The following is a 15,088-nucleotide window of genomic DNA, read 5'->3' on the forward strand; positions in this document are numbered from 1 at the left end:
GGAACCGGCTCCGTTGACCCTTGAAGCGACGCGTTATGCGCGCCGCCGGTAAGTCCCCGGCGTGCTCCCCGTCCAGTGCCGGAACGCGCGATGGAACGCGCTCGGATCGTCGAAGCCGATGTCGGCACCGATCGCCGCGATCGTGTCGGGCGTATCGGTCAGCCGCTGGATCGCGATGTCGCGCCGCAACTCGTCCTTGAGCACCTGGAACGTCGTCCCTTCGGCGGCCAGGTGGCGGCTCAACGTGCGCACCGAGCAATGCAGGTGCTCGGCCGCCTGGTCGATCACCGGCAGGTCGGGCAACGCTGCCGACAGATACTGCCGCACGCGATGGCACACGAGCTGTTCGCTGAACGATTCGAAGATCCAGTCGCCGGGTGCACGCGCGAGGAACTTGCGCAGGTTGCGCTTGCTCTGCCGGATCGGCGCGTCGAGGTAGTCGGCACTGAAGCGCATCAGCGTGCGCTCGCAGTCGAACGCCACGGAGCCGGTGAAGAAGTACAGGTGGTCGACCGCATGGCGCGGCCGCGGGCACGCGAACTCGATCTGCAGCAGCGGGATCTTCTGCCCGATCAGCCAGGAGCACACGCCGTGCACGAGCTTGAGCATCAGTTCCTGGCCGAGCGCGCCGATCGGGCCGATGGCGTCGTTCGGGCGCAGCAGCACCTGCGCGACGAGGCCGTCGCGCTTCGATTCGACGAAGAAATCGTCGAGCAGGATATGGAAGAATTGCCCGAAACGATGCTGCGCCGTTTCGAGGTTGCGCGCATCGAGCAGGCTCAGGCACAGGTACTTCAGCGTGCCGCCGCGCAGCGGGCGCGAGAAGATGCCGGGCATCTCGTCGTCGAGGTCGATCGCGAGCGTACGGTACAGCGTCGAGAACTGCTCCTCCGTCACGCGCGCATGCGGTTCGCCGAGCAGCTCGATCGGAATGCCGGCTCCGCGCAGGTAGCGCTCGACCACGTCGCGCTGCGCACCGGCGCTCGCGAGGAAGCCGTTGACGAGCGAGATCGGCACCGTCGCGCTCGGCGACGGCAGCGCCCGCCCGGGCGCGGGCTGGGCGGAAAGTGAATCTGAACCGGTCATCGCGTCCCCGTCGATCGAACCGCTCGCATTGTACTTGAGCGGCCCGCGCGGAGCCTTCCGGGCCTTCGGCGCGCCGGGCCCTGCGCGGCGCGCCGACGCCATCAGTCGGTGCGGCTGAGTTCCCGGCGCAGGATCTTGCCGACGGTCGACTTCGGCAGCCGGTCGACGAAGCGAATCAGCTTCGGCACCTTGTAGGCCGCGAGGCTCGCGCGGCAATGCGCGACGAGTTGTTCCTCCGTGACGTACGCATCCTGCGCCAGCACCACGAACAGCTTGACGGCCTCGCCCGTGCGCGCGTCCGGCACGCCGATGCACGCACATTCGGCAACGCCCGGCACGGCGGTCGCGACGGCTTCCACTTCGTTCGGATACACGTTGAAGCCCGACACGATGATCATGTCCTTCTTGCGGTCGACGATCCGCAGGAAACCGGCTTCGTCGAACACGCCGACGTCCCCCGTGCGGAAATAGCCGTCGGCCGTGAACGCCGCCGCATTCGCTTCCGGTTTCTGCCAGTAGCCGCCCATCACCTGCGGCCCCTTCACGCAGATTTCGCCGGCTTCGCCGATCGCGACTTCGCGGTCCTGGTCGTCGAGCAGCTTCACGTCGGTCGACGGCAGCGGCAGGCCCGTGGTACCCGTGAACGCGTCGATCGACTGCGGGTTGAACGACACGACCGGCGACGTTTCCGACAGCCCGTAACCCTCGCGGATGAAATTGCCCGTCACCGCCTTCCAGCGCGACGAGATCACGTCGATCACGGCCGCGCCGCCGCCGGCCGACAGCTTCAGCCGCGACCAGTCGACTTCCGTCAGGCGCGGATGGCCGGCGAGCCCCGCGTACAGCGTGTTCACGCCGACGAACACCGTCGGGCGCGCGGCCTTCAGCACGTCGATGAAGCCGTCCATGTCGCGCGGATTCGCGACCAGCCAGTTCTGCGCGCCGATCGCGAAGTAGGACAGGAAGTTCACCGTCAGCGCGAAGATGTGATACAGCGGGATCGCCGTGACGACGACCTCCTCGCCCGGCTCGCGCGCGGCCGGCACGATCGCACCGAACTGCGCGATGTTCGCGACGAGGTTGCGGTGCGACAGCGCGGCCCCCTTCGACAGGCCGGTCGTGCCGCCCGTGTATTGGAGCAGCAGCAGGTCCGCGCCGCCGAGCGGCACCGGTTCGAACGCGAGCGATTCCCCGGCGGCAATGGCTTCCGCGAGCGGGACCGAACCGGGCGGCAGCGCGTCGCATGCACCGGCCGGCGCATCGACGACGCCGAGATCGCCGCGCCCGACGCTCAGCACGGTGCGCACGCGCGTGCCGCCGACCACCTCGGCGAACGTGCCCATCGACCCGCCGCACACCACGGCGACCTCGACACCCGCATCGTTGAGCTGATGCTCGAGCTCGCGCGCCGTGTAGTGCGGGTTCACGTTGACCTGGATCGCGCCGATCTTCGCGACCGCGACGAACGCAACCGGAAACGCGAGCACGTTGGGCAGCATCACGGCCACGCGATCGCCCTTGCGGACGCCCACGACCTGCTGCAGATACGCGGCCAGCGCGGTCGACAGGCGGTCGACGTCGGCATAGGTGAGCGTGCGGCCGTACGCATGGAACGCCGGACGATCGGCGAAGCGGCGCATCGCGTCGTCCAGCAGCGCGCTTACGGAAGGATGGCGATCGGGATCGATCTCGGCGGGGATCGAGCCGTACGACCCGGTCCAGTGTCTCTTCGTCATGTCTCACTCCACGGGGGACGGCGCGCCAGCTGCGCGCCGTTCGCACGATTGCCTGCACGCCGGAGGGCGCGGGCCGTCGCCTGACTGGCGACTATCGCCCGCGCGGCGCACTTTGAAAATGATCCGGGCGGCCGAAAAGATGATCGAAACGGACACGCGGCGGTTCGCGCTTGATCGGTATCGCGCATCTCGAGCATGTCTGCCGACTTTCCGAGTAGCGTCGTCCCATGGCCGATCGCTCCCGGACCCTTCTACGAGGAAGCATTTGGAGGTTGGTCGGGCCGTGTTGCGACACGGTATCAGGCCAGCGTTCCGATACCGTGGAAAATGAGCACAAGCGAGACGTTGCCGGCACGTGGAACGGAGGGATGGATTCTGTTCCCGCCTGTTTCCGCGAGGACACTGCAACGATTCGCAGCACTCGCCCGAACGGACACCATTAGGAGAATCGACGGACTTCAACACGAGCTCGATACCCCGCACGACCAACGACTCCTCAACCATACGCAGGCACAGCGGAGAACGGTACTACGACCAAACAGCGTAGCAAATGATGTCCGGTGGAAACCGGTAGCCGTTGAACGAAACCGGCACTTTGGCTGGCGCTAGAACTGCGATGGAGGCTTCCGGCTTCGGCGACAACCTGACAATACCCGGCTACCGGCATGCCCGGTTCGGCTTGCTTCAGCACCGCCACAATCTGTTCGATCGGAAAGCGTTTCCGATTCGTGACAAGCGACCTCCTCGGTCAGGGTCAAATTTTCCGAAAAAAACTCGCGCTCAGATTGGTCCGGAATTCCTGAAGCGGATCAGCCATGGTTGATTTCATCGCCGGGAAAGCTGGCGGATGGAAATGCGATTCCCCAATCGAGGGTTTTATTAAATATTGGCTGGCGCTAATGGGCGTGCCAAAAAATCACCCCCTCCTCCGCAAACTCGCTGCCAACTGGCAAGTTGGCGGGATTTTATTCGAAAAAATCATCCGATCGTCGCCAAACCATCGCGCGCAAGGCCTCACCAACAAGTATGACCGACATTCCTTCATGGATATTACATAAACATCACAAATACACATCAGGAATATTCAGTAACGTAAACATCATCGGATACTTCGGATTACCTATTGCCTCACACCTGCAGCGATTGATAACCTGATCCGGTGGGTTTTCAATTCAGGATGATTGCTCGCCCAATCGAGCAAAAGCGGTTAATTATGCGATCGCTACGCGTCTCGTTTACGCGAAGATAATTTCAATGCGCAGAAATTATATGGATGACGGGATTGGATCAGGCGAAGCATTATTTCATATTTTTAATATATTAATACAGTCAAGTGGCACTGTCAGGTTGTACGGTAGACGGACAAGCGAGTGAAGTGAGTCATCGATCGGTCTACGCTGCCAAACGGACATACGACGCCCTTTCCCAGGCCGCGCAGGCCAGGGCACGCGCCTCGCGTTTGCACTGCGCGTTCCGATTGTCTCGGCACCCCATGAACGAATTCGAAACCTGACCGTGGACCGAGGCAAATCGTTGAAGCCGGCACGCCGATTTGAACCGCTGCATCACCTTCTCGCCCCCCGGGTTGGCTGATGTGAATTTTCCGCCCGGTTGTTCAATTCCTTGTGCTGCCGATGCTCAACGTTCAGGCCCGGTTCGTTGTTCGCCGCCGCAATGACCGACGAGCCACCGTGCCCCCAATTCCCTATCCAATTTTCCGATGAACGCAAACAGAGTTGCAGTCGTGGTCGGTACCCGTCCCGAAGCGATCAAGATGGCGCCGCTGGTGCATGCTCTCCGCCACTCGTCGCATCTCGAGCCCGTTGCCATTGCGACGGCTCAACATCGGGAAATGCTCGACCAGGTGCTTGAGATATTCGATATCAAGTCGGATTACGATCTGGACCTGATGCGCCCGAACCAGTCACTCGCCAGCCTCACGTCTCGCCTGATCACGTCACTGGATGAGGTGGTCCGGGAGGTTGCACCGCGTGCCATTCTGGTTCAGGGCGATACGACCAGCGTACTGGCGGCGTCACTGGTGTCGTTCTATCACAATATTCCCGTCGGGCACGTCGAGGCAGGCCTGCGCACCAACGATATGCGCAATCCGTTTCCCGAGGAAATGAACCGTGTGGTCACGGGGCGTCTTGCACGCTGGCATTTCGCACCGACCCGGTCGGCAGCGCAGAATCTGTTGGACGAACATGTCCCGGCCGATACCGTGTTCGTGACCGGCAATACCGTAATCGACGCGTTGTTTGAAGCCCGCGAACACTCGGCGAAGGTGCCGAGGAAAGTCGCGGCGGGCCGAAAGATGATGTTGGTCACGACCCATCGGCGCGAGAATTTCGGCGAGCCGCTCAAACGTGTTTGCGGCGCGATTCTGGAACTGCTGGAGCGCGACGAGACACTTGATGTCTTGTTTCCCGTGCATCCGAATCCGAACGTTTCGGCCATCGTGCGCGAAATGCTCGGCGGTCATCCGAGAGTCGAGCTCTGCGCGCCGCTGGATTACCTGTCGTTCATCGCGGCGATGGAAGCGGCTCATATCGTCCTGAGCGACTCAGGCGGCGTTCAGGAGGAGGCTCCTGCGCTCGGCAAACCCGTTCTGGTGTTGCGGGACGAGACGGAACGTCCGGAGGCAGTCTCGTTCGGTGTGGCAGCACTCGTCGGGACCGAGACGTCATCCATCGTCTCCAGCGCGCAGCGCCTGCTGACCGACCCGGCCGCATACAGCGAGATGGCGCGCGGTGCATCCCCCTATGGCGATGGCCTGGCGGCCCGCCGGATTGTTGCATTGCTTGAACACACGTTGTGCGGCGTCGAATTGAACGTGAAAAAGTTTGAGGGGATGGCATCGAACCATCAGTGAGCATGATTGAAGATAAAAGGACGGGTGGCGTCGGCGATCAGACGCGCGGTTGTCATCTGATCTATTTTTCGTCGGTGCCTTATGCCAGCTATGCGCAGCGCCCCCACTTCATGGTGGCGGCGTTTGCGGACAGCGGGTTTGACTCCGTACTCTGGATCGATCCGTACCCCACGCGTTTCCCATCCCTGGGTGATTTGAAGCGCATCGCGAGTCGTGGCAATGGCAATACAGGGGCAGCAACAGGCCCGCGCCATGAGCGGATAACGGTCCTGACACCCGCGGCTCTGCCCATCGAACCCCTTCCGTTGAGCGGCCTGATCAACGGGGTCGTCGCGTGGCGGTCCATTCGCGCTCAGTTGTCGGAATACGCACGGGATGCCAGGCATTGCGTGTTGGCGATCGGCCGTCCCAGCAAGCTGGCCGAGTGGGCGCTGGGCCACGTACAGCACGATTCTTCGTTCGTCGACGTTCTGGACAATTTCCCTGAGTTTTATCATGGGTTATCCAAAATATCGATGACGGCGCGTCTACGCGCCGTATGTCGCCGGGCGACGAACGTTTATTGCTCGTCCTCGCAGCTCGCAGCGGAGATCGGAGCAATCAGGGGCGATGCACGGCTCGTGCTCAACGGCTATTCGACGGACCATCTTCCGGCGCCGTCGCGTGCCGACGCGCGCCGATACATCGGCTATGTCGGCTCGATTGCGGAATGGTTCGACTGGCCATTGGTGCGGTCGCTTGCGATGTCGTTGCCCGACGTAACCGTCAGATTGGTCGGGCCGGAGTTTGTCGAGCGCCCGGCAGACCTGCCGTCCAACATCGAATTTCTCGGCGTGCGGCCGCAAGCCGAGATTGCCGGTCTTGTTCGCGAATTTGCGGTGGGCCTGATTCCTTTCAAGGTCAACGACCTGACCGAAGCGGTCGATCCGATCAAGTTCTATGAATATCGGAGCATGGGCGTACCGATTTGGTCGACCGAGTTCGGCGAAATGCGGCTTCGTGGCGACGGCGATGGCGTGGTTCACGTCACGCAAGCAGCCGATTGGCGCAATTTGTGGGCAATCGTGCAAGCCAGTGCGGTGCCCGACAGCGAGACGATCAAGTTGTTTCGAGGAGCGGTCGCATGGACCAAGCGCTTCGAAGCTGTCGTGGCGCGTTCACGCGTGGCTGATGGCTCGTCCGCAGGTCGTCCTGGAAGCGTACGTGCGGTTGCCCCCGTGCCGCCGCGGTCGTGGAAATTTTTTAGTGACGGAAATTGAATGAGCCAAACCAGCCTTGTCAGGGACGGCACGGTACAGCGCGTCCCTGTTTGCAGACAAGCAGAGCGGCGAAGGCGGGAGTGCCGGCTCGACGCAGGCCGATTCGACCGATGACGGCGAGCAGAAGGATGCTGTCGCGCACGATGTCGACGATGCGGTTGAACTGATGGCGAAGCATCGTCCGATCAAACACCGGGGTAGCCATGTTGACTCGATTCTGAAGGCGGGCATCGACAACGCCGCGGGCGAGAAAATCTCGACGATCGCGGCGCTCGAAAGCATCGATGGCGTCCATTATTTCAAGTCACTCGTCCCGGAAAAACCGTACGGCGTGTTCCTGCCGGATGTCGAACAAAGCACCGAATCCGTGCACGGCAGCGCACGATCAGCAGCGAGAACTATTGCATGAGCGATCAAGAGAAGATCAACAGCAATCCCTATTGGGATCATCGATTCGAGACCGATTGGGAAGACGCGGGCGGGCGCGAGCAAAGCCGCTTCTTCGCGCGCGTGGCGATCGAGGCGATGCCGCAATGGCTCGTGCACGAGGTGTGCCGCAACAAGTTGAGCGTGTGCGACTGGGGCTGCGCTCAGGGCGACGGCACCGCGGCCCTCGTGCAGATGTTGTCGTGGGACGTGACGGGCGTCGATTTCTCGGGGCCAGCAATCGAACGGGCCCGGCGGCAATACGGCAACGTCAAGTTCTCGCACGAGAATTTTCTCGAGCTGCCGGACAGGCCGAAGTTCGACGTGCTGTTCTCGTCGAACACGCTCGAGCATTTCGAGCGTCCGTGGAGCGTGTTCGAGAAGATCGCGAACTATGCATCCAGGTTCGTCGTGTTGTTGCTTCCGTACCGCGAGTTCGAACGACACCCCGAGCACGACGTGACGTTCGATACCGTCAATATTCCGCTTGCTCCCAATGACGACTGGGTGCTGGCGCATCATGCCGTTGTCAACACCTCGGCATTGGATCTGACCTATTGGCGTGGGTATCAGGTACTCCTGGTTTACGCACGTCCCCCGCAACTGGCTGCGCTATCCGTCATGCTGGCGGATGTCGCACACGCCGATGGCGGCGCTCCCCAGGATCCGCTGGCAACCGCGGACACGGTGGGCACCGAACGGGCGATTGCCCTGAAGCATGAACTGACGCAGGCGCGCGCCGAACTGGAACGCCAGAAGTCCCGCGTCGCCGAGGTGGAAAGCACGTCACGCCGGAATGCGGAGCGCGTCCATTTCCTTGAGTACCGCGAACGCACGCTCACGGAAGAAATCAATACGCTGCTCGGCTCGCGGAGCTGGCGCCTGACGGCGCCGCTGCGAGCATTTCGCCGTGTCCCCGGCTGGCTGCGGCGTCGCCAGCAGGACGTCAAATACGCATACGTGCACGGCGGCCTGTCCAACGTGGCGTCTCGCTCGCTCGCCTATATTCCCAAGCATATGAAGCGGGCGGTGGCAGGGGCCGCACCGGTGGTTTCTGCGAGCAAGCCGTTGCAGCTGCGAGCACCGCGGGAACAGCGGTTGTTGCCGGACGTTTTCGTGTTCGGCATCATCGATTGGCATTTCCGGATTCAACGGCCCCAGCATATCGCACGCGAATTCGCGCGGGCGGGGCATCGCGTCTATTACTTCACGAATCATTTCGAAGATTCGAAAGAGCCGGGCTTCGTCGTGGAGCGGCTCGATGAAAGCCTGCCGCTCTATCAGATCAAGCTCAAGGTAGAGGGCGCACCGGCAATCTATTTCGCTGCCCCGACGGACCGGGCCATTGCCCAGATGATGGACGGGATGGCGCAGTTCCGCGACTGGAGCGGTACGGATCGCTGCCTGACGCTCGTGCAGCATGCGTACTGGTTCGAGCTTGCCAAGCGCCAGCAGTCTCAATGTCTTTCCTACGACTGCATGGATCATCACGAAGGGTTTGGCAATGTTCCGCAGGAATTGCTCGACCTCGAAGCGCACACCATGAGGCGTGCCGACCTGCTGGTCGCCACGTCGGCATGGCTCGAGGAACACGCCCGCCAATACAATCGCAACGTCGCGGTGGTTCGAAATGCAGGTCAATACTCGCATTTCTGTGACGCACCCGACGAGCGCTTCACGGATCCGCGCGGTCGAAAGATCATCGGCTATTACGGTGCGATCGCCGAGTGGTTTGACGCCGAACTGGTCGCGCACGTTGCCGAGGCTTTCCCGGACACGCTGGTGCTTCTCGTAGGCGCCGATACGGCAAATGTCGGTGCGCGACTGCGGGAATTCTCCAATGTGGAGATGACGGGGGAGGTGCCGTACGCGCGATTGCCCTATTTCCTCTATTCGTTCGACGTTTGCATCATGCCTTTCAAGGTGATGCCGCTCACGCTCGCGACCAACCCGGTCAAGGTCTACGAATATCTGGCGTCAGGCCGTCCAGTGGTGTCGGTCGACTTGCCGGAAATGGCCCAGTTTCACGAACTGGTCGAAGTGGCCGACACGCACGACGGCTTTATCGAGAAAGTGCGCGGGGAGCTGGCGGCACTGCGCGGCGGCGACGACATGGTCGCCCGTCGCAAGCGCTTTGCCGCCAGCCAGACCTGGGCCCACCGCGTACACGATTTCCGGGAAGCCATTCAAGCGCTGCCACGCCCGCGAGTGAGTGCGATCGTGCTGACCTACAACAATCTCGGATTGACGAAAAATTGTCTCGATAACCTGGAGAAGCACAGTGACGATGTCGATCTGGAAATCGTCATCGTCGACAACGCGTCGAGTGATGGTTCGCAGGCGTTCCTGTCGTCGTGGGCGGAATGCCGCCCGAACGTCAAGCTGATCCTGAACAGCGAGAATCTCGGCTTCGCCGCGGGCAATAACCAGGGGCTCGCGGTAGCGAGCGGCGACTATCTCGTCATCCTGAACAACGACACGGTTGTGACCCGCGGCTGGGCATGGCGCATGGTTAATCATTTGCGAGATTCGCCGGAGATCGGCCTGGTGGGTCCGTTGACGAACAATATCGGCAACGAGGCTCGCGTGGAGACGCGATATTCAACGCTGGACGACATGCACATCGAGGCCGAACAGATCACCGAGCGCAATCTCGGAATGTGGTTCGAGTTCAGAACCGCCGCATTCTTCTGTGCGATGCTGCCGCGTAGCACGTATGAGCGCTGTGGGCCGATCAGTGAAGACTACGGGCTCGGCTTTTTCGAGGATGACGATTATTGCCGACGGATTCAGGAGGCCGGGTTGATCGTGGCGTGTGCGGAGGATGCGTTCGTCCATCACTACCTCTCGGCTTCCTTTGACAAACTTGGGGCAGAAAGGAAGCGCGCGCTATTTGAGAAAAACCGCGCAATCTATGAGGCGAAATGGGGCAAATGGACGCCCCACGGGTATCGGATTACGAACACCGCTGGCAAGAAGGCGTGATCGCTGTCGCGCTCCTTCATTCGTGGCTGATGGAGGGGCGTGTTGCCGGTTGAACGGATCATGGAAGGAGTTGGGACAAGTGCGTTTCATAATCGTGCATTACCATTTGTACAAGAACGCCGGGACGACGATCGATGACGTTCTCGCGCGAAATTTTCCCGAACACGAGCGCGGAACCCTCGAGGGCGAATATCCCTGGTCCGAGATAAGCCCGGCGGAGCTGCTCGATTACGCCCTGGCCAATCCAGGCTTACGAGTCATCTCCAGCCATCAGGCGCGCTTGCCGTTGCCCGAACACCCGGACATCACGTTTTTGCCGATCTTGTTTCTGCGACACCCGATCGATCGATTCGGCTCGGTCTATCGTTTCGAGAGGCAGCAGAAACTGGCGTCGCCAACGGCGACGGCACAGGCAGCCCGCGATTCCAGCATGTCGGCATTCGCAGAATGGGTGGTCAGTCGCGAAGCGAATGCAGTGTGCCGGAATTTTCAGGTGCTTATACTGGGCGCCGGGCTCAGGGAAATCGTCGAGTCGCGCGCCACGCCAAGCGACTATCTGGGTGCGCTTGCGCGCCTGAAGGCGCTGCCATTCTTTGGCATCGTGGAAGCATTCGATGCGTCGCTGCGACGCCTTCAGGACCATCTGCGGCCGTATTTCGGCGAGATCGACGTGAATTACCAGGCGCTGAACGTGTCCGCGGATCTCACGTCCACGCTCGAGGCGCGTCTCCAGAATACCGAGCGGGAGCTTGGTCCGCTGCTTTATCGGGAACTCGTCGAATGCAATGCGCTGGATTTGCTGCTTTACCGCGACGCATGCGAGCTGTTCGCCGCCAGGCAATGACGTCGGGACGGGCGACTTGCCGGCAGGCGAGGCGCCCCCCGGTCGCATGGCGGCCATTGCATTTGAGCGATCTGGCCTTTCAGCGGAAGATGTTGCCGCCCGATCGGCTTGGGCGAAAATGTTGCGAATCCCGGCCGACCCTCATCTGTGCGGGGTCGTAAGGCCCGAAGTGCGCTGTCTTGCAACGTAGCGCAAAACAAAGATGTCAATTCGAGGCGTGCGTAGCACGGGGCTCTCGGCGCCCGAGTTGACGAGTTTATCGACAACCTCACCGAAATAAAGTCGTCAATTCGCGTCGTACACTCCCCCGCACAACCATAGAGGCATGACTGATATACGATTCTCGATATGCGAGTCGGTGGAATCGCGTCGATCAGAGGCAGCAATTGCGTGATGTCGTTGACATTCGCGCCGGTCAAGATCGCGGCGAGCGGCGTGCCGTTGGCGTCGGTGACGATATGGTGCCTGGAACCGGGTCGCGCGATCGGTGGGGTTTGGCCCAGTTTTTGGCCCGCCCCAACGGCGCGAATCGATGATGAATCGACGGCGGCTCGCGAGAAGTCGATTTCGTCTGCTGCTCGCAGCTTCGCGAGCAGCAACTCGTGCAGGCAATCCCATACGCCCGCAGCCTGCCAATCGCGTAGTCGTCGCCAGCAAGTCGCCCGAGCCACAGCCCATCTCGGCGGGCAGGTCGCGCCAGCGCAGTCCGGTCTTGAGAACGAACAGGGTGCCGGTCAGCGCGGCGCGATTCGAAACAGGCAAGCGGCCTGGGTTCTTCTCGCGCCGAGGCTTGGGTGGCGGCAGTAATGGTTCGATCAATGTCCACAGTTCGTCGTCGATGATCGGTTTGCCCATCTCCTTGGTCTCGGTGGTTCCGATGCCGAGGTTAGCAGCTCGCCCCGAAAGTTAACAGACCCACGGGCCCTTTTTGAAACCGTCTCTTAGCAGCATGCGGCATTGCACGGTCACGCGTCCTTCTTCATAATCGGCGATCGCCCTTCCCCTGTCGAGACAATGCAGCCGCTTGCCCTGGCCCCCACCGACTCCTTCTCATCCGTTCGATTCGTGCTGACCGACATGGACGAGACCCTGACCCATCAAGGCCGCCTGGCCGCGCAAACCTACGCGGCGCTCGAACGCCTGCAGGCCCGCGGCATCCATGTGATTCCCGTGACTGCCGCGCCGGCGGGCTGGTGCGACCAGATGGCGCGCATGTGGCCGGTCGACGGCGTGATTGCGGAAAACGGCGGACTCTTCATCCGGCGCAGCCCGGACGGGCATGGCGTCGAACGCCGTTACTGGCATGCGGACGATGCGCTCGCCGGCGCGAGCGACGCACTCCGGCGCATTGCGCGGCAGGTCGAGACGGCCGTACCCGCCGCCCGTCACGCGGACGACCAGGACTTCAGGCTGACGTCGCTCGTGTACGCCCGCACCGGCAGCGAACAAGACGACCGGATCCGCGACGCGCTGGTCGCGGCCGGCGCGGACGCGACCATCAACAACCTGTGGATCATCGGGTGGGTCGGCGGGTACGACAAGCTGTCGATGTCGCTGCGTGTGCTGTCGGACACGTTCGGCGTCGACGCCGGCTCGGCGCGCGAGTGCGTCGCCTATTCCGGCGATTCCACCAACGACGCGCCGATGTTCGGCTACTTCACGCACACGGCCGGCATGAGCACCGTGGTCGAGTATCTGCAGCAGTTGCCTGCGTTGCCGCGATGGATCACGCAAGGCCCGGGCGGCAGCGGGTTCGTGGAGTTCGCCGATGCGATTCTGCGCACGCGTGCGGACGATCGGGGCTGACCGCGCCCGCACATCGACTATCGCGTGATCGGCATGAACAACATACGGGATCCGGCGATTCTTGTCGCCGGCCGCACCTGATACGATCGCTTCGCTTCCGGTTCGCCACGGCCGAACGTGCCGCGCGCCGCCGCCCATGAAGCCGCTTGATCCGCACAACGGATCAAGCGCGCATCTCGCCTGTTCTCGCCGGTCGATCCCGCTGCCTGATAATCAGGAATACTGTACATATGGCGCCGACCACGGCAGCACGCCAAACCGGAACAAGACAACCAACAACACTTTCAAAGGTCATTCGCCATGCCAGAACGCATCTCGTTTGGACAACTCCCCGCCCGGCTGCTCGACGTCGTGCTCAACGTCGAGGCCTACGCGAACGACACCGGCCACGACTTCCGGCTCGTCGAGCTGGTACGCGCACGCGTGTCGCAGCTCAACGGCTGCGCCTATTGTCTCGACCGGCATATCAAGGAAGGCATTCACGCGGGCGAAGACCCGCTGCGCTACCACCTGCTGCCCGTCTGGCACGAAACGCCCGGCCTCTACAGCCCGAAGGAGCAGGCCGCGCTGCGCTGGGCCGAGGCGCTGACACTGATCAGCGAGCACGCGATCGGCGACGAACTCGTCGACGCGACGCGCGCGCATTTCGATCGCGACGAACTGGCCACGCTCACGCTGATCGTCGCGCAGATCAACACGTGGAACCGGCTCGCGAAGCCGTTTGCATGGGAGGCCGGTGTGTTCCAGGCGGGTTGAAGCCGGTTCGCGGCGCCCGACGCGCGCCGCGCCGGGTGGCGCCGGCGCGCGTATCAGGGTGAACCCTGTGGCGCATGGGACCGATCCCGAGCAGAATTGCGTGCCGTAAACGATATCGATTCGGACGCAGGATGCTCCCATGCCGCGCAGCGCGCCCTTGAACCCGACGACCGCCCGCGCAACCCGCCTGCCGGACGTCGAGCCGATCCACGCGTTGCGCCAGCAGCGCTTCACGCCGGCCAAGCTGGCCGTGCTGCTCGACGTGGCGACGCAAGCCGGCCTCGACCCGGTCGCGGTGCTCGACGGTACCGGCCTCACGCCGGCCGCCGTCGCGGACCCGTTCACGCTCACGTCGCCGCTGCAGTTCCTCACGGCCGCGCGCAATGCCATCGGCCGCTACGACGGCTCCGATCTCGGCGTGCGCGTCGGCCACCGGCTGCACGTGTCGAGCTACGGGATGTACGGTTACGCGATGCTGTGTTCGGAATCGCTCGCGCACGCGTTCGAATCGGCCGTCAAATATCACCGGCTCGCGAACGGCATGCTCGGGATCCGCTGGGTCGAACAGGGCGATACCGCGTCGTGGCTGTTTCCCGACCGGCACGAAGTCGCGCTGCCCGATCTCGACGAGCCGCTGTACCGTTTCCTGATCGACATGCAGTTCGCGCTGCACGTGACGATCATCAAGGACGTGATGGGTGCGTGGTGCGTGCCGGCGCGCGCGCAGTTCGTGCAGCCGCGGCCGGCGCACGCGGCGCTGCTGGGCGATGCGCTCGAATGCCCGATCGCCTTCGACCAGCCGCATCATGTGCTCAGCTACCCGGCCGCGTGGCTCACGCGCGCGCCGCAGCTCGCGAATCCGATTACCGCCGCGCAGGTGTCGTCGCACTGCGCGAGCCTGCTCGACGAATTGCGCAGCCAGGCCGGCGTCACGCGGCGCGTGTACCAGGAACTCACGCGCACGCCCGGGCAGTTTCCCGATATCGACGCGATCGCGGCGATCCTGTGCATCACGTCGCGCACACTGCGCCGCAAGCTCGAAGCCGAAGGCACGTCGTACAGCGAACTGCTGGCGAGCGTGCGCAAGGCGCTCGCGATCGACTATCTCAGCACGACCACGCTCAGCACCGAGGACATCGCATTGACGCTCGGCTTCAGCGATGCGGTGGGTTTCCGCCACGCGTTCAAGCGCTGGACCGGCATGACGCCGAGCGACGTGCGGCGCAACAAGCGCGGCGGTTGAGCGCGGCGGTTGAGCGCGGGGGCTGGTGCTGCTGGTGGTGCTGGTGGTGCTGGTGGTGCTGGTGGTGCTGGT

Annotated in this window: 12 protein-coding genes and 3 pseudogenes; 10 read left to right on the plus strand and 5 right to left on the minus strand. The window is 62.7% G+C overall.

The window, feature by feature from the left end; translation table 11 throughout:
• Positions 1-33: 33 nt before the first annotated feature.
• The 3 genes and pseudogenes from ACPTTF_RS37150 to ACPTTF_RS37160 form a co-directional block, all read right to left on the minus strand.
• Positions 34-1,188, minus strand: coding sequence for an AraC family transcriptional regulator (locus ACPTTF_RS37150; protein WP_423372471.1), 1,155 nt, complete (start codon positions 1,186-1,188; stop codon positions 34-36).
• Positions 1,188-2,822: an AMP-binding protein gene (locus tag ACPTTF_RS37155; protein WP_423372472.1), complete on the minus strand. Its 1,635-nt coding sequence runs from the start codon at positions 2,820-2,822 to the stop codon at positions 1,188-1,190. The genes ACPTTF_RS37150 and ACPTTF_RS37155 overlap by 1 nt, the downstream gene beginning before the upstream one ends.
• Before the next feature lie 450 nt (positions 2,823-3,272).
• A pseudogene (locus ACPTTF_RS37160) lies at positions 3,273-3,440 on the minus strand (IS6 family transposase); the annotation flags it as partial.
• On the opposite strand from ACPTTF_RS37160, the gene ACPTTF_RS37165 reads away from it, so the two are divergent.
• A complete protein-coding gene (locus ACPTTF_RS37165) occupies positions 3,400-3,645 on the plus strand; it encodes a hypothetical protein (protein WP_423372633.1) in 246 nt (81 codons plus the stop codon). The pseudogene ACPTTF_RS37160 and the gene ACPTTF_RS37165 sit on opposite strands and share 41 nt — an antisense overlap.
• A complete protein-coding gene (locus ACPTTF_RS37170) occupies positions 3,638-3,880 on the plus strand; it encodes a hypothetical protein (RefSeq protein WP_423372473.1) in 243 nt (80 codons plus the stop codon). The genes ACPTTF_RS37165 and ACPTTF_RS37170 overlap by 8 nt, the downstream gene beginning before the upstream one ends.
• Positions 3,881-4,214: 334 nt before the next feature.
• On the opposite strand, the pseudogene ACPTTF_RS37175 reads toward ACPTTF_RS37170, so the two are convergent.
• Positions 4,215-4,495 (minus strand): annotated as a pseudogene (locus ACPTTF_RS37175) (DDE-type integrase/transposase/recombinase); the annotation flags it as partial.
• A 47-nt stretch (positions 4,496-4,542) separates the two neighbouring features.
• Between ACPTTF_RS37175 and wecB the strand changes: the two are divergent.
• The 5 genes from wecB (at position 4,543) to ACPTTF_RS37200 (ending at position 11,211) form a co-directional block, all read left to right on the plus strand.
• Positions 4,543-5,697, plus strand: coding sequence for a non-hydrolyzing UDP-N-acetylglucosamine 2-epimerase (wecB, locus tag ACPTTF_RS37180; RefSeq protein ID WP_423372474.1), 1,155 nt, complete (start codon positions 4,543-4,545; stop codon positions 5,695-5,697).
• A 2-nt stretch (positions 5,698-5,699) separates the two neighbouring features.
• Positions 5,700-6,956 carry a glycosyltransferase gene (locus ACPTTF_RS37185; RefSeq protein ID WP_423372628.1) on the plus strand — a complete coding sequence of 419 codons (1,257 nt, stop codon included), beginning with the start codon at positions 5,700-5,702 and terminating at the stop codon, positions 6,954-6,956.
• 16 nt (positions 6,957-6,972) lie between these two features.
• The gene (locus ACPTTF_RS37190) at positions 6,973-7,365 is read left to right on the plus strand and encodes a hypothetical protein (RefSeq protein WP_423372475.1); all 393 of its coding nucleotides are present in this window, start codon (positions 6,973-6,975) and stop codon (positions 7,363-7,365) included.
• Positions 7,362-10,367: a glycosyltransferase gene (locus ACPTTF_RS37195; protein WP_423372476.1), complete on the plus strand. Its 3,006-nt coding sequence runs from the start codon at positions 7,362-7,364 to the stop codon at positions 10,365-10,367. Before ACPTTF_RS37190 ends, ACPTTF_RS37195 begins: the two co-directional genes overlap by 4 nt.
• A gap of 106 nt (positions 10,368-10,473) precedes the next feature.
• Complete coding sequence (locus ACPTTF_RS37200) at positions 10,474-11,211, plus strand: hypothetical protein (protein ID WP_423372477.1); 738 nt, start codon at positions 10,474-10,476, stop codon at positions 11,209-11,211.
• Between the two features lie 350 nt (positions 11,212-11,561).
• On the opposite strand, the pseudogene ACPTTF_RS37205 reads toward ACPTTF_RS37200, so the two are convergent.
• Positions 11,562-12,066, minus strand: a pseudogene (locus ACPTTF_RS37205) (IS5 family transposase); the annotation flags it as partial.
• 159 nt (positions 12,067-12,225) lie between these two features.
• Between ACPTTF_RS37205 and ACPTTF_RS37210 the strand changes: the two are divergent.
• The 3 genes from ACPTTF_RS37210 (at position 12,226) to ACPTTF_RS37220 (ending at position 15,016) form a co-directional block, all read left to right on the plus strand.
• The gene (locus ACPTTF_RS37210; RefSeq protein ID WP_423372478.1) at positions 12,226-13,017 is read left to right on the plus strand and encodes an HAD-IIB family hydrolase; all 792 of its coding nucleotides are present in this window, start codon (positions 12,226-12,228) and stop codon (positions 13,015-13,017) included.
• 300 nt (positions 13,018-13,317) lie between these two features.
• On the plus strand, positions 13,318-13,773 hold the full coding sequence (locus ACPTTF_RS37215) for a carboxymuconolactone decarboxylase family protein (RefSeq protein WP_166959133.1): 456 nt from the start codon (positions 13,318-13,320) through the stop codon (positions 13,771-13,773).
• A gap of 139 nt (positions 13,774-13,912) precedes the next feature.
• On the plus strand, positions 13,913-15,016 hold the full coding sequence (locus ACPTTF_RS37220; RefSeq protein WP_423372479.1) for an AraC family transcriptional regulator: 1,104 nt from the start codon (positions 13,913-13,915) through the stop codon (positions 15,014-15,016).
• The last annotated feature ends 72 nt before the right edge of the window (positions 15,017-15,088 follow it).

Source organism: Burkholderia crassaminum, from assembly GCF_964265005.1.
Lineage (GTDB): Bacteria > Pseudomonadota > Gammaproteobacteria > Burkholderiales > Burkholderiaceae > Burkholderia.